General features: G+C 39.5%; 17 protein-coding genes. 8 read left to right on the top strand and 9 right to left on the bottom strand.

The genetic code is table 11. The annotated features are described in order from the left end of the window. Positions 1-25: 25 nt before the first annotated feature. Positions 26-841, bottom strand: coding sequence for an HAD hydrolase-like protein (locus FLEMA_RS0112435; protein WP_310587211.1), 816 nt, complete (start codon positions 839-841; stop codon positions 26-28). A 246-nt stretch (positions 842-1,087) separates the two neighbouring features. On the opposite strand from FLEMA_RS0112435, the gene FLEMA_RS68380 reads away from it, so the two are divergent. The 6 genes from FLEMA_RS68380 (at position 1,088) to FLEMA_RS0112575 (ending at position 10,670) form a co-directional block, all read left to right on the top strand. Further along, positions 1,088-2,398 carry a DUF5690 family protein gene (locus FLEMA_RS68380; RefSeq protein ID WP_052354066.1) on the top strand — a complete coding sequence of 437 codons (1,311 nt, stop codon included), beginning with the start codon at positions 1,088-1,090 and terminating at the stop codon, positions 2,396-2,398. Between the two features lie 273 nt (positions 2,399-2,671). After that, complete coding sequence (locus tag FLEMA_RS0112475; protein WP_081681304.1) at positions 2,672-5,935, top strand: SusC/RagA family TonB-linked outer membrane protein; 3,264 nt, start codon at positions 2,672-2,674, stop codon at positions 5,933-5,935. An 83-nt stretch (positions 5,936-6,018) separates the two neighbouring features. Beyond that, on the top strand, positions 6,019-7,491 hold the full coding sequence (locus FLEMA_RS68385; protein ID WP_044171316.1) for a SusD/RagB family nutrient-binding outer membrane lipoprotein: 1,473 nt from the start codon (positions 6,019-6,021) through the stop codon (positions 7,489-7,491). A gap of 421 nt (positions 7,492-7,912) precedes the next feature. Continuing rightward, positions 7,913-8,482 carry an HD domain-containing protein gene (locus FLEMA_RS0112555; protein WP_026995565.1) on the top strand — a complete coding sequence of 190 codons (570 nt, stop codon included), beginning with the start codon at positions 7,913-7,915 and terminating at the stop codon, positions 8,480-8,482. 319 nt (positions 8,483-8,801) lie between these two features. Further along, complete coding sequence (locus FLEMA_RS0112565; RefSeq protein ID WP_026995567.1) at positions 8,802-9,881, top strand: alkaline phosphatase family protein; 1,080 nt, start codon at positions 8,802-8,804, stop codon at positions 9,879-9,881. A gap of 102 nt (positions 9,882-9,983) precedes the next feature. Further along, positions 9,984-10,670: a response regulator transcription factor gene (locus FLEMA_RS0112575; RefSeq protein WP_026995569.1), complete on the top strand. Its 687-nt coding sequence runs from the start codon at positions 9,984-9,986 to the stop codon at positions 10,668-10,670. 75 nt (positions 10,671-10,745) lie between these two features. On the opposite strand, the gene FLEMA_RS68390 is transcribed toward FLEMA_RS0112575, so the two are convergent. Then, complete coding sequence (locus tag FLEMA_RS68390) at positions 10,746-12,158, bottom strand: gluconokinase (protein WP_044171318.1); 1,413 nt, start codon at positions 12,156-12,158, stop codon at positions 10,746-10,748. Between the two features lie 5 nt (positions 12,159-12,163). Next, a complete protein-coding gene (gene gnd / locus FLEMA_RS0112585; RefSeq protein ID WP_026995570.1) occupies positions 12,164-13,063 on the bottom strand; it encodes a phosphogluconate dehydrogenase (NAD(+)-dependent, decarboxylating) in 900 nt (299 codons plus the stop codon). 155 nt (positions 13,064-13,218) lie between these two features. On the opposite strand from gnd, the gene FLEMA_RS0112590 reads away from it, so the two are divergent. Both FLEMA_RS0112590 and FLEMA_RS68395 read left to right on the top strand, forming a co-directional pair. After that, entirely contained in the window at positions 13,219-14,103 is an 885-nt protein-coding gene (locus FLEMA_RS0112590; protein ID WP_026997713.1) for a helix-turn-helix domain-containing protein, read from the top strand. 101 nt (positions 14,104-14,204) lie between these two features. Then, positions 14,205-15,719 carry a gluconokinase gene (locus FLEMA_RS68395; RefSeq protein ID WP_044171321.1) on the top strand — a complete coding sequence of 505 codons (1,515 nt, stop codon included), beginning with the start codon at positions 14,205-14,207 and terminating at the stop codon, positions 15,717-15,719. 132 nt (positions 15,720-15,851) lie between these two features. On the opposite strand, the gene FLEMA_RS76965 is transcribed toward FLEMA_RS68395, so the two are convergent. The 6 genes from FLEMA_RS76965 to FLEMA_RS68410 form a co-directional block, all read right to left on the bottom strand. Continuing rightward, positions 15,852-16,010, bottom strand: coding sequence for a hypothetical protein (locus FLEMA_RS76965; protein WP_159102682.1), 159 nt, complete (start codon positions 16,008-16,010; stop codon positions 15,852-15,854). 228 nt (positions 16,011-16,238) lie between these two features. Then, the gene (locus FLEMA_RS0112675; RefSeq protein WP_026997714.1) at positions 16,239-19,370 is read right to left on the bottom strand and encodes a TonB-dependent receptor; all 3,132 of its coding nucleotides are present in this window, start codon (positions 19,368-19,370) and stop codon (positions 16,239-16,241) included. A 282-nt stretch (positions 19,371-19,652) separates the two neighbouring features. Beyond that, positions 19,653-20,822, bottom strand: coding sequence for a glycosyltransferase family protein (locus tag FLEMA_RS68400; protein WP_052354067.1), 1,170 nt, complete (start codon positions 20,820-20,822; stop codon positions 19,653-19,655). A 235-nt stretch (positions 20,823-21,057) separates the two neighbouring features. Then, the gene (locus tag FLEMA_RS68405) at positions 21,058-21,867 is read right to left on the bottom strand and encodes a UDP-2,3-diacylglucosamine diphosphatase (RefSeq protein ID WP_044171323.1); all 810 of its coding nucleotides are present in this window, start codon (positions 21,865-21,867) and stop codon (positions 21,058-21,060) included. A gap of 549 nt (positions 21,868-22,416) precedes the next feature. Beyond that, complete coding sequence (locus FLEMA_RS0112720; RefSeq protein WP_026997715.1) at positions 22,417-23,391, bottom strand: alpha/beta hydrolase; 975 nt, start codon at positions 23,389-23,391, stop codon at positions 22,417-22,419. A gap of 27 nt (positions 23,392-23,418) precedes the next feature. After that, positions 23,419-24,417: a pectinesterase family protein gene (locus tag FLEMA_RS68410; RefSeq protein WP_044171325.1), complete on the bottom strand. Its 999-nt coding sequence runs from the start codon at positions 24,415-24,417 to the stop codon at positions 23,419-23,421. Positions 24,418-24,492: the final 75 nt, after the last annotated feature.

Below are 24,492 nucleotides of genomic sequence, written 5' to 3' on the forward strand. Positions count from 1 at the left end.
TTTTAACCTTGCCCAATATGTTGTTTTAGAAAGTAACTGAACTAACAACTTTACTTTCAATAGCCTCTATCATAGGCTTCAGAGCCAGCACATTAGGTAACAGGCCATCGTTGCGATGAATAGTTAGTTGCTGACGTGTATGAGTACCGTTAGTAACCCCCAACGACAACCTACAGCCCGCACGCATACCCGACTTGAGGTCGGAAGGGGTATCGCCAATATTTATGACACGCTTGCTATCTTGTACTCCCAGCTTGTTCATTGCATACTGAATCATCAGTGGTTCGGGGCGGCCTCTTTCTACATCGTCGGAGGTTACAGATAGGTCAATAATACCCGCACCGATATTGAGATATTGTTCGTTGAGGTGCTGAAGCCAGCCCAATTTTTGTAAAATGATATTGGCTACTTTCCGATAGAATCCTGTGGTGAGAGCAATTTTGATTTGTTTACTTCTTAGGTAATCAAAGATTTCTAGGCAGCCTTCGGTAGGTACAACATCGTGTTCGATATAGTGATTTTCTAAAATTGAGCAAAATTCAATATACGATACATCTACAAAACCTTGTATATCGGGATGGTTTTCGCCCAATAACTCAGTCCATAACATTTCAAATACTTGTTTTTTGGCATAACCTTGTAATGCCAGCACTCGTTCGGGGGTTACGCTCAAACCTGTTCTTGCAGCGGCTTGCATAAAACAAACTTCAACTTCATGGCGGTCTTGTACAGTTGTACCAGCCATATCAAAAACAACCAATTCAATTGGATTCATAGAGGTATTGATTAAAGATTTAGTACTAATATTATTGAGCAAGGGTTGTTGGAAGTCCCAGTCCATTGGCCTTTGCTATTGAGCAATCAAAGGTATAAAGTCTATTTTTAACGGTATGTTAAATATCGATTAACTGTGCGTAACATTCTGAAAAACAAGGTATTTTATTTGTATTCTTGTCTAAATCTTTTTATCAAGGCCAACCATCATGGTAGTTCCAGCAGATTTGGCTGTTGTGTTTATTGTTATGATGTGGCTTTTACACAATACCCCAAAAGGTGTACTTAGGTACACTGTTTATTACTTAATACAATGGCTCATTCTTTGCGTAATTTTCTCCAAAAACAATCACGATTATTCACAGGCTTATTTTTGGGCTTGTCTGCTTTTAGCACCTATTTCTGTATGTATGCTTTCAGAAAGCCTTTTGCCGCGGGCCAATATCAAGATATATTCCTTTGGGGAGTTGACTATAAAATTATCTTGGTGGTAGCCCAAGTATTGGGCTATGCCACAGCCAAAGGGTTGGGTATCAAAATTGTTGCCGAGGTAAAACCCCAACAACGGATACTATATATAATAGGTATGATTGTCTATTCCGAAATCAATTTATTGATGTTTGCCCTTGTGCCTGCCCCCGACAACTGGATGTTTATGTACCTCAATGGTCTTGGCTTGGGTATGATTTATGGTTTGGTATTTAGTTTTTTGGAAGGTCGTCGTATTACCGACTTGTTAGGGGCTGGTTTGGCCGTAAGCTTTATTGTGTCTTCGGGTATTATCAAAAGCATTGCTCGCTTTGCTATCAACCTAGGAATCAGCGAGTTTTGGATGCCATTTATTGTTGGCTTATGTTTTTTTCCGCTATTGGTATTATCGGTTTGGGCTATGAACCAAGTGCCAAAGCCCGACGAACAAGACAAGGCTGAACGTGTAGAACGTGTACCGATGTTTGCCAAACAACGTAAAAAGTTTATGAAAAAATATGGACTAGGAATGTCTCTTCTAGTAATTATTTACGTATTGATGACTATTTTTAGAGATATTAGAGACAATTTTGGGGTTGAAATTTGGCAAGAACTCGGTATAACCGATATTTCTGTTTTTTCTGAAACCGAAGTTATTATTGGCATTGCCATTAGTGGAATGACAGGGGCGGCATATCTTATCAAAAATCATAAAATGGCTCTTTGGTTTAATCATTTTATGATTTTTTCGGGATGTACCTTGATGCTCTTGGCTACTTTTTCTTATAATAACCATGGCTCAACGGGTTACTGGTGGATGGTACTTACGGGCTTGGGCTTGTATATGGTATATGTTCCCTTCAATGGTATGCTTTTTGACCGCCTCCTTGCAGCCTTAAAAGAACGTGGAAATGTGGGTTTTCTGTTTTATACAGCCGACTTCTGCGGTTATTTGGGCAGTGTAATTGTACTTTTGATTAAAAACTTTGGTAAAAATAACCTTTCTTGGCTGAGCTTGCTCAATGCTTTTGCTCAACTATTACCTACTCTTTGTATTATTTTAGTGATTTCGTCGTATTTCTATTTCAATCAGATATTCAATCAAAAATCTAATTCGGGCATTAATTTATTAGGAACATTAAATAGAGCCCAGTAAGCTGATTCAGCAATTTATTACCGAACTAACACAACTTTACATACACCTAACAATTTGATAACCTATTCGTAAATAAGTCGATACAATATAGGGTAAAATTTCAATCATGCTTAATATTTCCTTGAAGAAGGGGTCATATTAAGGTGGTAGGTTTGCATTGATTTTATGAAGGAACTTTTGAGCGTCAAATACATTTTGTCTTTCCAACATCATCAACAAAAGATTGGCTGCTTTTTCCACTTCAATCCTAATACATAAAACAATAAAAAACCAATGAAGAAAATTTTACCCATGCTCGAAAAGTTTCAACGAGACTTTACGTGGTTTATGACCTCGATGTTTGTTCCCGTTATGTTGCTATTGTGTTCTTTTAGTTCAATGGCTCAAATCACTGGAAAAGTTAATGCTTCAGACGACAATGCTCCGCTTCCAGGTGTTTCGGTTCGTGTAAAGGGAAGCGACAAAGGTACTACAACGGGTGCCGACGGAGCTTTCAAAATTTCGGCCAAAAGCCAAGACGTATTAGTATTTACATTTATTGGGTTTGGTAGTCAGGAAATAACCGTTGGAAACAAATCTGTTATCAACGTAAGTTTAACGCCCGATAACAAAATGCTACAAGAAGTAGTATTTACGGCTTTGGGGATTTCAAAAGACAAGCGTTCGTTGACCAACTCTATCCAGACTGTTCAGGGAGCAGAGCTTATCAAAGCCCGTGAACCCAACCCTATCAACTCGTTGTCGGGCAAAGTGGCAGGCTTAACAGTAGGTGCTTCGTCCGAACTATTGGGTCGTCCTAATTTGGTATTAAGAGGTAATTCTGATTTATTGTTTGTAGTAGATGGTGTACCTATCAACTCAGACACTTGGAATATCTCGGCCGATGATATTGAAACCTATTCGGTTTTGAAAGGGCCCAACGCAGCGGCTTTGTATGGTTTTCGTGGCAAAAACGGAGCTATTCTTATCAAAACTAAAAAAGGTTCTAAAGATAAACGTGGTTTTTCCGTTGAATTTAATTCTTCAACGATGGTAGAAAATGGCTTCAACGCTATTCCGAAAGTCCAAGATGCTTATGGACCTGGAGACCACGGAGTTTATGAGTTCGTAGATGGTCGTGGTGGCGGTAAAAATGACGGCGACTACGACATCTGGGGACCAAAATTTGAAGGCCAGTTGATTCCTCAATACGACAGCCCTGTAGTAAATGGTGTTCGCCAAGGTACACCGTGGGTGGCTCGTGGTAAAGACAATTTGACTCGTTTCTTGCGTAACGGCTTGCAGTCGAACAACAACATTGCTATTTCTTCAAGCAATGACAAATACGACCTCCGCTTCTCGCTTTCGCATAATTACCAAAAAGGGATTGTTCCAAATACCCAATTAAATTCTACCAACTTCAATATTTCGGCTGGTTATAATTTCTCACAAAAATTGCGTTTGGAAGCTAACCTCAACTACAACCGCCAGTCTACTCCTAATATCCCTGACGTAAACTATGGCCCCAACTCGCTGATTTACAACATGGTATTGTGGGGTGGTGCCGACTGGGACGTAGACCAAATGCGTAACTACTGGCAGGCAGGCAAAGAAGGTTATCAGCAGATTTATGCCGAATATCAGCGTTATAACAACCCTTATTTTGTAGCTTACGAATGGACACGAGGCCATTATAAAAATGATATTTATGGATATGCTTCGTTAAACTACAAGCTGAACGACAACCTAGAAATTACAGGACGTACTTCGTTGACAACTTATGACCTTTTCCGCAACGAAAAATTCCCATTCTCGGCTACTGTATATGGCCGTGAAGAAGCCAAAGGTGACTACCGTGAAGACAAAAGAACGTTGTTTGAAAACAATACCGATGTTCTTGTGAAATACAGCAAAGTGTTCAACGACGTATTCGATGTAAAAGTGTGGGGCGGTGGTAATATCCGTAACTTTAGCTATCAGTCGAGCTATGTAACCACCGACTACCTCAATACCCCAGGCGTATATACATTCTCGAACTCGTTGCGTCCTATCAAGGCATTTAGTTATACTTCAGACATGGAAGTACAAAGTGCCTATTATTCGGCCGACTTAGCTTACAAAGGTTTTGTGACATTCTCGACGACAGGTCGTGTTGACCGTTTGTCAACTTTACCAAAAGGCAATAACACCTTCTTCTATCCATCATTTGGTTTGAGTACTGTTATTTCTGATTATGTAAAATTGCCTGAAACTATTTCGTTCTTCAAGCTAAGAGGTTCGTATGCCAACGTAAAAGATGGTTTGACACGCTCAACTATCGGTGCAACACCAAGTGCCTCGTATCCATTGGGCTATGGTACTGAATATGCGTCTTCTTACGACGGCCCTAACTATGCCAACTCGGTAGGTTATGGTATTGCACCTGGCTATAACAACAACCCTTCGGCTGCTTATTCTGACAGATTAAATAACCCTGACCTAAAACCAAACTCGACCGAACAAATTGAAGCAGGTTTGGAATTTAGCTTGTTGAAAAACAGAATCAGTGGCGAAGTAACTTATTTTGTATCAAACGATGGCCCACGTATTTTTAGCCGTGATTTGTCGCAAACTACAGGTTATACCAACGCTATCGTAAATGGTATTAGAACCCAAAAAACAGGTTGGGAAGTTACCTTGAAAGGTACACCAGTAAAAGCCAAAAACTTTAGTTGGGATGTTGCCGTAAACTGGTCTACTTACCAAGAAACATTGAAAGAGATTTTTGGCAATATCACCTCACTTCCATCAAGCTATTTTGTAAGCGGTAACCCTTCAAATATCAATATCAAAATCGGTGATAGAATCGACCCCGTAATTGTTTCTTCTTTTGCTCGTACCCCAGACGGTCAGATTATCAATGATGCTGGTGGCCGCCCGATTGTGTTACCAAAAGGCCAGTTCCAAGGATACGCCAACCCCGACTATGTGTTTGGTATCAATAACAAATTCAACTACAAAAATTGGTCGATGAATATCTTGTTTGATGGCCGTGTTGGTGGTGTTACCGAAGACTATATCCGTCGTCAGTCGTTCAGAGGTGGCCGTCATATCGAAACCATTGAAGGAGCTTTGGGTGCAGCCCGCGAACAAGACGTAAAAGGTATTAAATCGTATGTGGGTGAAGGCGTAAAACTGGTAGAGGGTACTCCTGCTTATGACCCAGCAACAGGTGTGATTACCAATTATTCGGAACTAAAATATGCACCAAACGACATCAAAACTTTTGCTCAGGATTATATCAGCCGTTATAACTCTACAGCCGAAGGCAATATGATGAGCAAGACTTTCTCTAAAATCCGTGAAGTAACTATTTCTTATAACTTCCCAGCAGCTGTTTTAGGAAAATCATTTATCAAACAAGCTTCTGTATCGTTTGTTGGTCGTAACTTATTCTACTTCGTAGATAGCAAACATAGCGGCGTTGACCTTGACCAATACACTGGCTTGAGTACAAGCACTGGTTTACAAACACCAACGATGAAACGTTTTGGTGTAAACTTTAACTTGACTTTCTAAATAATCGCTTTTCAGAACACAAGTTATAGCTTTTATTAGGCTTGTGTTCTTTCTTGCAACAATCAATTTCAAAGAGCAATATCATGAAAAAATATATTTTATCTCTGTTTTTATTAGGTAGCTTGGCTAGTTGCAGCGACTACGAACTTCTTGAGAAAAACCCCAATTTGGCTACTTCTGTACCTTCCGAGCTTGTTTTGCGTACTGTACTAAGTAATATGAACGAAGGGGCTTGGAATACCCCAATGCGTAATGCCCAGTTCTATTGCTCAAATTATAACTATTACGACAACAACGAATACAACTGGTCGGCGGCTTCATTGCAGTTTACACTATTGAAAAATGTTGTTAAAATGGAAGAAGAAGCCAAAAGAAGTGGGGCAAAAGATATAAACCCTTATTCGGCTTTGGGTAAGTTTTTGAGAGCTTATTTCTACACAAAAATGACCCTCAATGTAGGTGATTTACCTGTTAAGGATGCCCTAAAAGGACTCACCGTTGACCAACCCAAATATGACACACAAAAAGATGTTTTTGTTCAAGTACTAAAGTGGCTCGACGAATCCAATAGCGACTTTGCTCAGTTGATTGTTAATGGCGACAAAACTTTGGCAGGTGATATTTATTTCAACGGCGATTTGAGCAAATGGCAAAAAGCTGTAAATAGCCTTAAACTGCGTGTTTTGATTCACCTAAGCAAAAAGGCCGATGATACAGATTTGAAGGTAAAACAAGAATTTGCTAATATTATCAGCAATCCTACCAAATACCCTTTAATGACTTCGGTTAGCGAAAGCTTGCAATATTCTTGGAGTGCTATCAACAAATACCCTCGCAACCCCGACAATTTCGGTAACAATGCCACGCGTGAAAACATGGCCAAAACTTATATCGACTTGTTGAAAGTAAACCATGACCCACGCCTATTTGTGGTGGCCGAGCCCGCTGAAGCCAAAATCAAAGCTGGCCTTTCGGCTACTGACTTCAATGCTTATGAAGGGGCTAGTTCGGGCGAAGACCTTGCCGATATGTCTACCAAAGTATTGAAAGGGGAATATTCTTTCCAAAGCCGTAAGCGTTATTATTCATCTTACACAGGCGAAAACACTTTTATTATTAGCTACCCAGAAATGTGTTTTAATATTGCCGAGGGTATCAACCGCGGTTGGGCTACAGGCAATGCTCAGGACTGGTACGAAAAAGGTATCAAAGGGTCAATGGAATTTTATGGGATTAGCAATACTACCGATTATTTGGCTCAGGCTACGGTTCAATACAAAGGCAATAATACACAAGGATTAACCCAAATTTTGAACCAAAAATATGTTGCATTCTTCCAAAACTCTGGATATGAGGCATTTTTCAACCAAAGAAGAACAGGTATCCCTACGTTTTTAATTGGCCCAGGAACAGGCAATAGTACTCGTATTCCAAAACGTTTTCAATATCCTCAGTCAGAATTTACAACCAACAAAACCAATGTTGAAGAAGCTCTAAAACGCCAGTTTACTGACGGAAAAGACGACATCAACTACGACTTGTGGTTGTTAAAATAGTAATATGTAATTGAGCAATCGCTAAAATAGCTTAGCCATTGAATAACTTTTCTGAATACTAGACATTGGTAGTTGCTTAGCTTTTTACCATACACATAGGGTTGTACAGGCAAAAATAATAAACATTACTTTGTACAACTTCATAAAAACCTCTGTGCAACACTATGTTGTAAATAACTAGTTATAGGATAGTTGTAAGTTTCACTCAATTACTTCAAGACGAAAATGGAATGAAATATATGGTGAATATTCATTAATCATGATGAAAAAACTGGTTAATGATGTGAATAAATAGTGAGGTTTTACCTCACTATTTTCTTTTTAAAACTAAGTATCAAAGCAAAGTTCAATAGCACTCAACACCACATAAGTTCTTGAAAAAAAATACTTAACCTCACATATCAACGCTTATTCATTTCCTATGGATTTTACTAACCAAACTACCGACCAAAAAATTAGTTATCTATTTGGGCTATTTGCCCAACATGGCCACAACGAGTATATTGGAGAGCCTGTAACTGTTTTGGAACACAGCCTACAGTCGGCACAATTGGCTGTCGATGCCCACGAAACGCCAATAGTGGTCTTGGCCGCACTTTTTCATGACATTGGCCATCTTTTACCTATGCACGAATCGGAAGATATGGCAGGCAATGGCCACCTCCGCCACGAAATAGTTGGGGCTGAATTACTGGATAATATCGGTTTTCCTAGCAATATGGGCTTGCTTGTTAGAAACCACGTTCAGGCCAAAAGGTATTTAACGTATAAGCATCCTCAATACTTTGAGCAACTCTCGGAAGCAAGCAAAATTACGCTATCTTTCCAAGGTGGAATAATGACAGCACAAGAAGCTGAGCTTTTTGAAAAACACCCTCTTTTCAAAAAAAGCCTTCAGCTAAGAGCTTGGGACGAACTAGCCAAAGAAACTAACAAAGAGGTATTGTCTATCAATTATTATTATCCAATGGCTCATGAGCTGTTTATTTAGTGATTTAGTGATTTAGTGAATTGTGATTTAGTGATTTAGTGAATTGTGATTTAGTGATTTAGTGAATTGTGATTTAGCGATTTAGTGATTTAGTGATTTAGTGATTTAGTGATTTAGTGATTTAGTGATTTAGTGATTTAGTGATTTAGTGATTTAGTGATTTAGTGATTTAGTGATTTAGTGATTTAGTGTGATTTAGTGAAAAAAGCTGACTAACAAATACATATACTCAATGTTTTCTATTTTTTTGAAGAATTCCACAAAAAACACAAATTAACAATTTACGACCTCACAACTCAAAAAACATCCACTTCCTTCCATGAAAAAACTATTGATATGCTGTATCGCTTGCTTGATTACTTCGGCAAGTATGGCACAACGCAAAACTGAAAATGTAATCCTGATTACTACCGATGGATTCCGTTGGCTAGAAGTATTTAATGGCCTAGATTCGGCCTTAGTCAACAACGACTCGTACACACGCAACAAGAAAGATTTGATAGCCAAATACGGAAGCTCCACTTCCGATTCGAGTCGCCGAAAGCTATTGCCTTTTTTATGGAATACCGTTGCCCAAAAAGGACAAATTTATGGCAATAGAGCTTTTGGCAATAAAGTGAATATTACCAACCAGCAATGGTTTTCGTACCCAGGCTATAACGAAATATTAACAGGTTTTGCCGACGATGAAAAGATTACGAGCAACGACAAAATTAATAATCCCAACGAAACGGTTTTAGAGTTTTTGCACAAAAAACCAGCTTTCAATGGCAAAATTGCAGCCTTCAGTACATGGGACTGCTTTCCGTATATTATCAATGAAGAGCGTAGCAGGATTCCTGTTAATTCAGGCAAAGAACTGGTAAAGGGAAGTATTACCCCAAAAGAAGAACTTCTGAACGAAATTCAGCAAACAACTCCTAGCCAAATTGCCGACCGCCATGATTTTGTGACGTATTATTTGATGAAAGAATATTTGGTAAAAAAACAACCGAAGGTGATGTTCTTGGCTTTTGACGAAACCGACGACTACGCCCATGCGGGTATTTACGATGCCTACCTCAATGCTGCCCATAACTTTGATACTTATCTAGCCGACCTCTGGAATACGCTACAAAGTATGCCACAATACAAAGATAAAACTACGCTGATTATTACCTCCGACCACGGTCGTGGGCAGTTTCCTAAATCAAAATGGACAGACCACGGGTTCAAAACTGCATACTCAGACCAAATTTGGTTTGCAGTAATTGGCCCAGATACCCCAGCAACTGGCGAGCAAAAAAATGAAAGTCAGCTTTACCAAAACCAATTTGCCAAAACATTAGCCAAATTGTTGGGAATCGACTACACAAGCCCCAAACCAACAGGCGAGGTAATCAAAAACGTCATGAAATAACTATCTATAAAAAAGATAATCTATAGTTAATATACCAATAACCATGAGGTAATTTCTAGGTGATAAGTTTGCCAATAAATTATAGTCCTAGATATTACTCTTATGATAGACGTTTCGCTAAAAGTTTTGTTAGTTGATGATGACCCCGATATTTTAGAATTACTACAGTACAACCTCGAAGGCGAAGGATACCAAGTAATGACCGCCGAAAATGGAAAAGTTGCTGTTGAAAAAGCTAAAATATTTCTTCCCGACCTTATTGTAATGGATATTATGATGCCCATTATGGATGGTATAGAGGCGGGGCGTATTATAAAACAACTCCCCGAATTACACAAAACTTACCTCCTATTTCTAACGGCTCGTGCCGAAGAATATTCAGAAATAGCCGCATTCGATATTGGTGCCGACGATTATATTATTAAGCCCGTTAAACCAAGAGCTTTGCTAAGCAGAATCAAGGCCATATTGAAAAGGGAATTGAACGAAGGAACAGGCATAGAGAAAATTGTGATTGAGGATCTTACCATCAACAAACAAAACTATTCTATTGCTGTAAACAACAACTCGTGGGTTTTGCCCAAAAAAGAATTTGATTTATTAATGTTTTTTGTAACAAACCCCAACAAGGTTTATTCAAGAGACGAAATTTTATCTAACGTTTGGGGACGAGGTATTCATGTTACTGAAAGAACGGTAGATGTTCATATCAGAAAGATTAGAGAAAAAATTGGTGACGACTATATTCGTACTATCAAAGGCGTTGGATACCTTTTTTCTAATGTATAGCTCTTTTTTGACTTACTTCAGAACCTACAAAACTTTTCTTGATAAAGAGGCTACCCGATGGTTAGCCTCTTTTTTCTAGGCATTGATAAAAGGATATACTTTCTTGAATTGCTGAAAATTGGCTTGATATACCGCTTTGGTGTCAGGGTTAGGGCTAATAACTTGTTCGGTTTGCTGTAAAACAGGTATTGGCTTGCCAATTGCCCCAAAGCCAATCATAACAGCCCCCCAAGCCGAGCCTTCTACTGTACCCGATACCTCTACGTTCATCTGAAATACATCGGCCACAATCTGTAGCCACAAAGCACTTTTGGCAAAACCACCACTTACCATAATACTAATTTGGTCACGCTCTTGGGCAGGCAAAAGTACTTCTGTAATATGCAAAAGCCCAAATACTATCCCCTCCATTGTAGCCCGAATTAGGTGAGCTTGCTGATGATTAATCGTAAGCCCCATAATTAGGCCTTTGGCGTTGGCATCCCAAATAGGAGCTCGCTCGCCTAACAAATAAGGTACAAATACCAAGCCTTCACTACCCGCAAGTACGCTTTCGGCCTGCTGAAACATTTCTACAAACGACATTTCTGTTTTGAGTATAGCTTCTTTGAGCCACTGTAATACAATAGCACCGTTGTTGACAGCACCTAGCTTTAGGTACTGATCTTCGCTGAAATGATAACACTGTGTACGCATTAATTCATCTACAAATGCCCCCTTGCTCGACAGCCGAACCGCTCCGCTAGTACCTATCGTAAGAGCAATTTTGCCTTTGTTCATTGCACCTGTACCCAAATTGGCCAACACTCCATCGCCACCACCCAATACCAACAATTGGCCGCTATTTTTGGCGTATGCTGTATGGTAAGAACTCACAATCGGCGAAAGTTGTGAGGCTTCTATTTCAAGAAAAGATAAAATACTTTCTTCCCATACCAAATCATGAATATTGAAAATTCCAGTACCCGAAGCCATAGACGTATCTATGCAATATTCGCCCGTTAGGTAATACCAAATGTATTCTTTGATACTAATAAACTTTGCTGCTTTTTCAAAAATGGCTGGTTCATGCTTTTTCAACCACAGTATTTTGGTCATAGGCGAAAAAGTATGAATCGGAATACCCGTTTTTTGGTAAAAATCCTTACCCAAGGCACTATTCTTTAATTCATCTGCTACATCACTGGCTCGGTTATCGGCCCAAAGAATACAGTCGGTTAGCAAGTTATGGTTTTGGTCGACAGCCAAAATACTTTGCATAGCCGAGCTAAAACTAATAAACTCGGTAACATACTGTTCTCGAACTACCTCAATACACAATAAAACGGCTGCTAAAATATCTTGGGGCTCTTGAATACTCCATTGCGGATGCGGATGAAACATAGGGTACTCTACCGAATGCTGAAAAACGACCTGTCCGACAGCATCAAAAACTACAGCCTTGGTGGCTGTAGTTCCTATGTCTATCCCAGTATAATATTGACTCATTTCGATTATTTTTTTTCTACGGCATGCCCCCCAAATTCGTTACGAAGAGCCGCAACTACTTTACCTGAAAACGTATCTTCCATCTGCGAACGGTACCGCATAATTACCGACAAGGCAATTACAGGCGTAGGTACACCCATGTCTAAGGCTGTTTCTAATGTCCATTTTCCTTCGCCCGACGAGTGCATAATTCCTTTGATACTATCTAGCTGAGGGTCTTTCGAGAAAGCATTGGCGGTTAGTTCCATCAACCAGCCTCTTACTACCGAGCCATGATTAAACATTTTGGCCGTTTTATAAAAATCAATATCAAATTGCGAGCGTTCAAATACCTCGAAGCCCTCAGCAATAGCCTGCATCATACCGTATTCAATACCGTTATGTACCATTTTGGTAAAATGCCCACTGCCTGCTTCGCCCGTGTGTAAGTACCCGTTTTCTACCGATATTTGCTTAAAAACCTCCTCTACGTAGTCAAAAACAGCTTTATCGCCCCCAATCATTGTACAAGCCCCGTTCAAAGCCCCACTTGTACCGCCCGAAGTACCACAATCTAAGAAATCTATTTGTTGTGCTTTTAAATAAGCATATCGGCGAAGAGAATCTTTGTAAAATGAGTTGCCTCCATCAATGACAATATCGGAAGGGTTTAGCAAAGGAATCAAGCTTTCAATAACCTTATCAACAATTTCGCCAGCAGGTACCATCAACCAAATTACCCGACGGCCTACTAATTTTTCGGTAAGTTCCAACAACGACGAGGCTGTCGCAATACCCTCCTCTTGGGCTATTTTCTGTACAAAATCTTGGTTTACATCGTTGGCTATTACTTCGTAACCGTTTCTTTTTAAATTAAGAGCCAAGTTATAGCCCATTTTGCCTAAGCCAATAATTCCAATTTGCATAACTGTATGTGTTTTGTAATGAGACTTCAAATTTCAAGCTTTCTATATAAATATACTTTCATTTTTTATCACTGTAGAATTATACAATATTTGTTTGATGAAAAGTACTACTTTTACGACACTTTATATACAAAAGTTGGACTGAAAACACTTGAATGAATCCCTTTGAATGGTATCAAGGAAAAACGGGCGATTTGTCGGAATTTCCTTTTATTTTGGAATTTGTTCATCAAAAAATCCAGCAAATTGAATTAAATTCTATGGTAATTGATGCCAAAAAAGGTATCAGAATTTATTTTATCAATGAAGGGCGATTTGACTGGGTGATTGATAACAAGCCTTTTTTGCTGTATCCAAACGATGCTGCTATAGCCTGCCCTTGGCAAAAGCTGGGTAGCGAAAAGGGGTATTTGGCCATCGGAACAATCACTTGCCTAACCATTTTGCCACAATGGCTAAGCGAAAACAACGAACTTACTTTGGGTGAATGGAGCCAGATTCCTGATAATGAGCAACGGATTATGGCTAGGATTTTGTGTTTGCAAAATAGGCCTGTGCTACCTCGCCTCAAACTAATTCAGCCTATTTTAGAGAATTTATATTTAGAAATTTCACAGCAACAATTGGGATACAAAACACGGGTTCGGCAGTTGATAGATGAACTACTTTTAACCATTTTTAGGGCTATGAGCAAGCAAGAAAATGACCCCCGTGATTTTCCACAGACTTTCTTAAAACTGGAACAGGCACTCCGCGAAAACCTAGAATATCAGTGGACAGTAGAAGAAATGGCTGGCCTCATGGGCTTAGGCACTACCGCTTTTTCTGAAAAGGTAAAACATTTTTCGGGATTTTCGCCCCTCAATTACCTTATCAATATCAGAATTTCGGAGGCTATTCGACTACTCAAAAGTACTACCATAAGCCTTACAGATATTGCTTTGCAAACAGGCTTTTATTCGTCACAGCATTTTTCATCAACTTTCAAAAAACTGACAGGCTATACCCCCCGTGATTTTAGGAAAAATAGCCAATCATAAGTAGGTATAAATGATGAGCAGTCTGCTACAGTAGTACTAACTTTTTGAGACTAAATAATTTATTTTGCCGATTACTTAAAAGCGTACAACCTCTTATCAATATGGAATGTATTATTACTATCGACATCAATACTTCGGCTGTGAAAGTACATGTGTACAACCTCAATGGCCAAGATTTATATAGCCGAAAAGGCACATACCCAACCTTTCACCCTCAACCCGACTGGAGCGAGCAAGACCCCGAGCAGGTATTTATCACCACGCTCTTTGTGGTCAAAAACCTATTAAATGAATTTGTATTGCCTCAGAAAATGAAGGTATCGGCGATTTGTTTGAGCGGCTCGATGCACAGTGTTTTGCCTGTGAATCAAAAAGGTGTTCCTTTGGGAAATGCTATTATTTGGGCCGACAACCGTGGCATACAACAAGTAGCACAGCTCAATAAAAGTGGCTTATCGGCTAGTATTTATCAGCATACAGGCACTCCAATTCACCCGATGTCGCCGCTAATGAAAATTGCTTGGCTTCAGCAAAATCAACAGCCTCATTCGGCCGAGATAGATAAATATATTTCGCTCAAAGAATATGTCATAAAACAGCTTACTGGCGAGTATATCGTAGACCATAGTATTGCTTCGTCGACAGGTCTTTTTGATATTCACCGTTTGAAATGGCATACCGATGCCCTTGATTTTGCAGGAATCAAACCTTCACAGTTGTCAGAAACAGCTTCGGTATTTTACCATCATCTGAAGCTAAAAAAGGAATATGCTACAACGTGGGGCATTTCAGAGCAAACTCCTATTATTTTGGGAGCAAGCGATGGCTGTTTGGCTACCCTTGGGGCGGGTATTGTTGGCGAAGGCAAAGCTACGATAACGATTGGGTCGAGTGCGGCTGTACGTGTAGCGGGCAAAAGTGTTTTGGAAGATACCCAACAACGTCTTTTTAATTATATTTTGGCCGAAGGGTATTATATCAGCGGAGGCCCCAGCAACAATGCAGGGGTAGTATTTGAATGGTTTGCCAAACAATTCGGAGATTTTTCGGGCGATTTATCCTTAGATGAAGTTATCGACGATTTATTTAAGTCAATTGCCCAAATAAAAGTTGGGTCGGAAGGGCTTATCTTTTTGCCTTATTTGTTGGGTGAACGAGCCCCCATCTGGAATGCTAATGCACGGGGTACGTATTTTGGTTTGAATATCAATCATACCCAGCAACATATTACCAGAGCTACTTTAGAAGGAATTCTTTTTGAGATTTATAGTATCGGAAAACTCCTTGAACAATTCAGAATATTTGACCACCTGTACGTAAATGGCACTTTTGCCTCACACCCAATTTGCCTTCAGATATTGGCAGATATGTTCGGCAAAAATATTGCTACCAATTTACAACACGATGGTGTTAGTACTGGTGCTGCCCTAATGACACTTACTCATTTGGGCGTGTTTTCTCATTTGGAAGAAGCCTCTAAGACCGTTCGATACGACCAAATTTGGGAAGCGAATCCTCAAAATCATCAAAAATATCAGCAATACTTTACCTTATTTCAACGCCTAACCGACAAGTTATCTGACGAATTCGACTTACTGGCTAGTATTGGTGAATAATGCTATAAAATAGATTGAGAAATGGACGATGCAGATTGCCCTCAGTAGATTAGCAGCAAAATGATAGAATAATAGTGTACCCCTATAAAACAAAAAATCCCATCTTTTCAGAAGGGTTTGCATCATTTACGCTTAGCGATGAATCCAGTCGAATGACACTCGGTCGTATTCAGTAGATTCTTTTGAACTTGTCTGGAATCGGTGTATATACCTCGGATTCTCTTGTTTTTTTGCTCTGTGCCACCGCCAGTTTGTTTGACGAGTAATAGCACTCCAACTTTGTTTTGTCATATTATTATTGTTTTATTTATATACAAAACTACTCTGTTATTGAAAAAGTTCAAAGAAGTGAAGGTTATCAAATTATTAAGGCTTTAGCAAATACTTATTTTGGCTTGGGTGTGATAATACAACCAAAGGGCAGAACATACTTGCAAAAAAGCCTGTAGTCAACAACCACAGGCTTTATTCTAACTAATTCCATTTGTTCTAACTAAATGGATTCATATTGGTGATATTTTAGAAAATATATCTTACACCTACCTGAGCCTGCCATCTTGAAGGCAAACGGGCATCGTTATAAAACGTTGATTTTTGGGCGGTATCAAAGCTGTAAGTTGGTACACCATTGGCATCGGTACTTACGCCAATGGGCTGTACCAAGCTAGTAATAGAGGCCAACTGACGTACCCCCCAATTAGAATTGATTAAGTTGCCAATATTCAGTACGTTTAGGCTCAGTTGAATTTTGTTTTTATTTGGCAATACAAAATCCTGCTGAACGCTCAAATCCCAGCTTGAATACCACGGCGTTGTACTTGCATATTTGCCTGCAATTTGTCCTCGATGTGTATTCAAATAATCGTCTTGTGCAATATAAGCCTTTAATCCTGCTTTTTGGGCAGCCTGTTCTGAGGTAGTTCCTGTAAATTGCATGGTTTCTATTTGGGCATCGGTTGGAATAAACAATAAATCATTCAGCCCCGAACCATCGTTATTCAAGTCGCCCGAATAGGTATAACTATAACGACCACCTTTTACGTATTGTGCAAACAACGAAACCGATGTAGCCATTTTACCATTGGAATATACGAATTTTTTAGATGCACTACCAACAAATCTGTGCTGATTACCAAATACCGCTGGAGCCAAAATAGGCGTATTGCTATGTACAGGATTGGCGGGGTTGCGGTCGTAGGCATCCGAAGAAATTTCGGCTTGGATAGAGGCTGCATCTTTGGCATCGAGGTAATTATAACCCAAACTAGCATATAGGCCATTCGACCACGTTTTGGTTGCCTGAAAAGTGGCATTGAACGAATACCCCAAATCGGTATTAGTAAATACATACGCATTGGTCGGATGCTCGGAAGCTTTGTAAATAGGGCGGGTGTCAGCTCCCACTAATTTACCTGTTGGAAGTTTTAAGCCATAATTACGAACCATCATGGCATTGATATCTTTGGTATAAATCAAATCGGTAGATAATACCCATCCATTAGATAGCTTTTTGTCGTACCCCAAATTACTTCTCCAAACCTGTGGAAACTTAAAGTTTGGATCAGTTACACAGTAGAAATAAGAATTGGGGTTGGCTACCTGATTGCCAATCCATACAAATGGGAAACGACCAGTAAATAGTCCAGTTCCTCCACGAAGCTGCTCTGAACGGTCGCCTTTGATGTCATAATTAAAGCCTACTCTTGGCGAAATCAATGGTTTGGTTGTAGGCAGTACCGTTTGGTCAAACTTGGTAGGAGTACCCTTTTCGTCGTAATAAGTAATACTTGGGTCGTAACAACAGTTTCGAGCAATATTTTCTTCGATACGCTGCTTGGTATTAAAATACATTGGTTTGTCCATTCTTAGCCCAACTGTTAGCGTTAATTTTGGAGTAACTTGTAATTCATCCTGAGCATAAAAGGCCAATTGCCCCACTTCTGTTTGAGCCAAAGCCCATGAATTCTTTTCGTTATTGGTTTTGTACAAATCAACCGCAGCTTTTACGTCGGCATCCAAACCACCTGCTTTTACAAAATCTACAAAACTTTGTACAGACTCGTACCCTGGCCCAAATGTACCATTATAAGCCCCTAAGTTAAACGAGTTGTCGAACGAGAATTTTTCTAACGAACCTCCCAACGTTACGGTATGTTTTCCTGCATAAATAGTAAAGTTATCGTTGATTTGGGTTACATACTGGTCTAAGCGGTTATTGATAGAAAAGGGTTCGTGTCCAGCCACAATATACCTAGTTCCGTCTTTGTTGATATTGATAATAGGAAAAGGGCTAGAAAAAGGGTCACGGGCATCATTAAATACTGAATAACCAGCCTGAAGTTTGTTGGAATATTTATTAGAAAAACTTGATTTGAGTTCTACCAACACGGTATTCAATTTGTTGTTGATTCGGTATCCAGCATTATAAAACTGCAAAGTCAAGAAATCAGGACCACGACGACCAATAGCCGAAGGGTTGGCGGGTAGATCTCGTGAGGCATCCAACATACTGTAAGTAGCCGTAAGTTTATGGATATTACTGATATTCCAATCTAGTTTGAAAATGGCTTTGGTATTGTTGGTTTTGTGCGTATAATTTTCATAAGCTCCTGTTTCATAGCCATATTTGTTTTTTAGTGTAGCCGATACCAGCTCCAAATCGGCGGCCGAAACCCTAGAAATATTACTCCCAGTAAGTCCGGGGCGAGCGGCCAAATAGCTTGACCCCAAATCAGAACGGCGTTCTATTTCCATATTGGCAAAAAAGAACAATTTATCTTTGACAATAGGCCCGCCCACGCTAAAGCCATACTGATACTGGCTCAAATCTGGCACAAAGATATCTGAACCTGCCACTTTACTACCCGTCATACTTTGGTTGCGGAAAAAGCCAAAGGCTGTTCCTGTAAATTTATTCGTTCCTGATTTGGTTACGGCATTGACCGAAGCCCCCGTAAAACCTGCCTGTGTGACATCATAAGGAGCAATCGCCACTTGAATCTGGTCGATGGCATCTAATGAAACAGGTTGAGCGTCGGTTTGTCCGCCTGGTGTGGCAGCATCTAAGCCAAAAGGGTTATTAAAAATAGCCCCATCTAGCGAGAAATTATTGAACTGCCCATTTCGCCCGCCAAACGAATTGTTATCGCCAGCCATAGGCGTAAGGCGAGTAAAGTCGGAAGCCGAACGAGTAATAGTAGGCAAAGAACGCAACTGGTCGCTGGAGATATTAGTAGCAGCACCCGTGCGGTTGTTGTTCATGATAGGGTCGGCCTTGATTACAACTTCGGCCAAGGTGGAGTTTTCGCCCATTAGTTTAAAATCTTGCGAAAGCTTTTGACCAAGATTCAAAGAAAAACCCTCAATTGTGGCTGTTTTGTAACCAACAAACGAAGCCTTTAACGAATAAGGCCCTCCTACTCTTACATTGGGCAAATTGAACCTGCCATCGGCACGGGTTTGAGCCCCATACTGCGTACCCGAAGGAAGGTGAACGGCAATTACATTTGCCCCAGGAAGAGCCTCCCCTTTTTCGTCTAAAACAATACCATTGATAGAAGAAGTAGTAACCTGAGCAGATGTTTGAAATGCGGTAATGCTTATGAAAGTGCATAGCAATACCCATACTTTTTGAAGTAGATGTTTGTTCATTGAAATGTTGTTAAGGTTGACTAAAGTGAATGCACAAATATTTGCCTTTATTTTACTGGAAATCAATAAGATAAAATAGTATTATCTGTTGCAAGCAAAAATAGAATTCTGCGTTCATATTAGTAAATTAAATTTTACTTTTCTTTAATATTACTCTAACAACCTTGCTATTACATACCTTTTATTAGTTTTTTTTGTATTTTATACAGAGCACTCATTGGGTGTTTATAAAAAAAGGTTGACTTCATCCGAAATCAACCTTTTTGAACACTATTCTAAATGCTAAAGATATTTTTGGAATAGCCCTTGCCACCAAAACTGCGGAATAGTTGCGGTATTAGGACTAAGGGTATATATCTCAGCCTGAGGCTGAGTTAAGGTTTCGAGGTAATCAAGGAAAAGGGAGTTGGTTTGGCTTTGCCAATCTTCAAACTGCTCGTGTACACTTTGATGACGAGGCAAATAATCCAGAAATTTGCTAAAATCAAAACTTGTATTGGCAATACCCGCACCTGCACGCTGAGCATCCCAAGCGTTGATTTCTTGTTCGATATGGTTGGGTACTGGCACCATCATAATGGGTTTACCTAAATACATAGCTTCGCATACCGATTCAAAACCAGCCGTACATACCAAACCCGAACAATCTTGCATCATGGTCAGGAATTTTTCGGCATTTACCTGATGAAATGTCAGGTTTTCACGGATTTGCCACTCATCCGAGAAATCGGGGTTGTTCCAAAAACAATGAATCTCAACCTCACGATGATTTTCGTGCCAATGAGCAATATCTTCGCCCAATTTATGATGGGTAATATAGGCCAAGATGTAGGGTTTTTGGGAAGGCTTTAACTGCTTGACCTCCGAACGCAACAAAGGCGGAACTACCCGAATAGCACGAGTGGGGTCGTTGGGCATATTGTCGAACGACAAAGCTAATTTTTGGGTACTACCCAATGCCGTTAGTCGGGTATTGATATTGAGCAAACAGCGGTCGAGTAGTTTATGGGGAATACTTTCAAAATCTTTGTGCAACAATAAATATTGATGAGCAATACATACACAAGGAATTGCGGGTTTATGCAATGTAAAATAAAGCCCACATACCATTTCGTAAAAGTTGATAACAATATCGGGCTGATAATGGTCTACCTGTTGGGCTAGGTACGAAATGCTTTTGAAGTAATCTTTGGCTTTGAGCAAATGGGTTTTGATGGTATCCCAAACTCGCAACGCCTTTCCTTGTCCATACACCAGCGATGGGCTTGCAAAAGTATGAATAGGAGCTTGTATTCGCTCTTGAAAAAAAGTAGGTAAAGGTAGGTTGTTGCCCTTTCCTACCAGAACAGCCACCACTTCATGGCCAGCATCGGTTAGTATTTCAGATAACGAAATAGCTTGTGTGAGGTGTCCTCGTCCTTCTCCTTGTACAACAAATAAGAATTTACTCATATTAATACATCGTTAAAATCTTGCTATTAAATCAATTTGCTATTATGCGAGCAAAGCCCAAAATTATTTTCTATAACCCACATCCAAAATCAAATATCTGACAGCTAAAACTTCATATCTCTTTGTAAAGGGCTAATAATAGATTAAGTATTTGCACAAAACAACACATATCTATAACCCTAACAATCAATCACTTACTCCAAATGCCATTTATAATCAAGGCCTATTCATAGCTTTAAACTTTGTTGGTGTAGTCAATCAATACCTCCGAAGGTTCGTCGTCATCGGCTAAAAGTGTATTGGCATTGGCATAATGAATCAACGACCAATTATGTTGGTGGTCTTCGACCAAGGCACTCAGCGACTCCACCCAATCGCCCGAATTCATATAAGTAACCTGATTGATATTTTTGATTTCGGGCTTATGAATATGCCCACAGATAATACCCTCACAGTCGTTGGCGAGGGCTAACTCGGCCAGTTTTTCTTCAAAATCAGACACATGATTCACGGCTTTCTTGACCTGCTGTTTGATTCTTTGCGAAAACGAATAATAAGGCAAGCCACGCCAAGCCCGATACTGATTATATAGCTTGTTGATACTTAGCAAAAAAGTATAACCTATATCGCCTAAATGAGCCAACCATTTCATCTGAGAGGTCACCGAATCAAAAATATCGCCATGAGTAATAAAAAACTGTTTTTTACCCGACTTCAAGACATAGTCTTTGCGAATGCTAAACTGCTTGCCCAACTGAAAAGGAATAATTTGGTCGAGAAAATCGTCATGATTTCCTCTGATATACACCACTTTAGTACCCTGTTCTTCAATCATCTTGAGAACCGCTCGAAAAAAAGCCGTATGTTTTTTTTTCCAAGAGCCTCCCTTTTTCAGTTGCCAGCCATCAATAATATCACCATTCATGATAAGGATATCGCAAGAAGTAGATTTCAAGAAAGAAACGACCTCTTTGGCCTTTGCCCCTTCCGAGCCTAAGTGTAAGTCAGAAATGACAATTGTTCTATATTGTTTGGTTACTTTCATTCAATTCTAATTCAAGCAATTTCAGAGACATAAAGTATAAGCATAAAACCAGAATATACATATCCAGCTTTTTACAGCCGAATTACATTGATACTATTGAGATGACCTATTGCTGAATCAAAATTGGAGAATTACTATAACTTAACGGTTGTGCTAGTGTTATGCTTTTGTTAAGGTTATACCGAGAATAGCATGAGAGCAGAATGCTAGAAAAAAGAAAGCTTACAGAGAGAATCTTAAAAAGATAGGTAAAAAGGAATATCTTTCAATGCCTATATGATACAGCATCAGTTTAATACTTTTGATGTTAAATAATCGTTGATGTTGACTACTATGTTTTTAATGCCACTTCGACGACTACTGATAGTCAATAGTTTACAATTATCATACATTATCACGGTTTAAGTTGTAGCAATTATTCTTTCTAGAAATACTTAATAAATAAACCGTGACAAGGGCTATTGTTATATGTTGTTTGAGGTATTGATTTCACCAATTTTATTTATCAACATTTGGCGAGTAAATTCTTATTTGGAGGTTCTTCTTTTTTTAGAATACTTTTTTCAAAAAAGTATCTATATAACCTACCGTTGGGTCAAACCACGGAGTAAATAAACAAAATGAATGTGGCGAATCGGGAAAGGTATGTACTTCTGTATAAATATGGTACTGTGCTAATTTCTTCCTATAATCATCTCTACCAGCGTGCATTCTGTCTACAGAACTATTAATAAATAATGTTGGCGGTGTATTTTTCCCTGCATAGGTTAGGGCTGATGCTTCTTGCCAAAGTTCAGGCTTTTCGTCTTTGCTGTAGCCAAACCAATAGGTGGCTGCTGAGGTAGAACGGCTGTCATCGCCCTCGCCCGACTCGGGGTGTATATAAGCCAAGATACCGTCAATATCTATTATAGCTTGTACGGCACTCGAATGATTTAGGTTACCCTGATTTCCTTCAAATTTGGGCATATTATTGGTATTACCAATCAGAGCAGCCAATTGGCCTCCTGCCGAAAAACCCAAACTGGCTATTTTGGTGGTATCTAGTCCGTAAGTTTTGGCATTGGCTCGAATCCATCGAAGGGCTGCTTTGAGGTCATTTACAGCCGCTGGATATAGGGCTTCGGTCGACAAACGGTACTCGGCCGTAAAGGTTATATAGCCCAATGAGGCTAGCTTTTGTGCCAAAGGGATATGCTGTGTGCGATTGCCCGAACGCCACCCTCCTCCATGAATAATTAAAATTGCTGGACGTAATTTTCGTGATTTTTCTTTCGGCCAAAAAGCATCTAAATACAAATCTCTTGTTGTGGTATTGGTATAGGGTATATCTCTTTTTTCGGTAATACCTCCAAAAGTATTTTCTGTTACCAACAAGGCATTGGGGTGTGTTTTGTGGGTATGCTTTAAGGCACTATAACTACTATACGAAGTATCTTTAATTCCTGTTAGTCCTTTGGTAGATTGGCCTACAGCAGCAATACTACACAATATTGTTACTAACAAAATGCAAAACGATTTCATGGTTAATGGTTGGGGTTTTGTTAAGGTTTACTTTTTCTGCCAAAATACACCAAATTTCGGAATTTGTTTACCTGAAAATATATTTTCTAGGGTGTATTCACTAGCTTCTTTGTTGGTAAGCTGATACGACCACTTGGCTCGGCTTTGAGGCTTGTAGCCACTTCCCGAACAGCGGTATTCTGCATAAAAAGTAGTTTGTTCGGTTTCGGGCCTCGACCAGTTGTCCCAGCCTACAGGTAGAATATGATTGCCCATTTCGCAATCAATAAATACGGTTTTGGCATAATCACGCCATGGACGACCTAAATAGACTTTATCTACTCCAATATCGGCAGTAAGTCGACAGTTTTTAAAAACATAACCGTATACAACCCACCGTGGCGTAGAGGCTGCCGTAATAAACGAATTTGACTTGCTGTGTATCTGACAATTTTCAAATAAAGCTGTTGACGAGCCAAAGATAAAATCAACAGTGCCTTCTATATAACAATTCAAAAAGTATTGCCTAGCGTTTTCGCCCGAAGCAAAAACGGTATCTTGATTTCCCAGTAGTTTGCAGTTGTCAATCACACATCTGTCGCCTTCTATATGCAAGGCCACAGCCTGCCCTACTCTACCCGCAGTGTTTTCGATGGTTAGGTTTTTTATCACAATATCATTCCCCATAATTCTTAGAGTATAAGAATCAAATGTTTCCATTTTACCTTTTCCCGAATAGTCATCATAGCTAATAATGGTACTATCTAGGCTTTCCCCCACAAAGCTAATATTGGTTAATGTACTAGGAATTATAATTTTTTCTTTATAAATCCCTTTTTTAATATGTACCGTAATGGCCTTGGGAAGGTATACCCGAATCGCATCGATGGCATCTTGGATATAACGAAAATCGCCCGAACCATCTTTGGCTACTACTAAATCTCGTTGTATTTTTAGAGCTTGTGCATAGGTTTTTTGAGGCAAAAGCCCAACCAAAAGAAGGGATATACACCAAGAAAAAAACAGGTTACTTTTGGTAATATTCATACATCAAATAAGGTTATCTAAAAACACTTTGTACGGATGCTCTTCTTTAGAAAAGTCCTGTTTTATAAAGGCAAA

It is taken from the genome of Flectobacillus major DSM 103 (assembly GCF_000427405.1).
Classification (GTDB): Bacteria; Bacteroidota; Bacteroidia; order Cytophagales; family Spirosomataceae; genus Flectobacillus; species Flectobacillus major.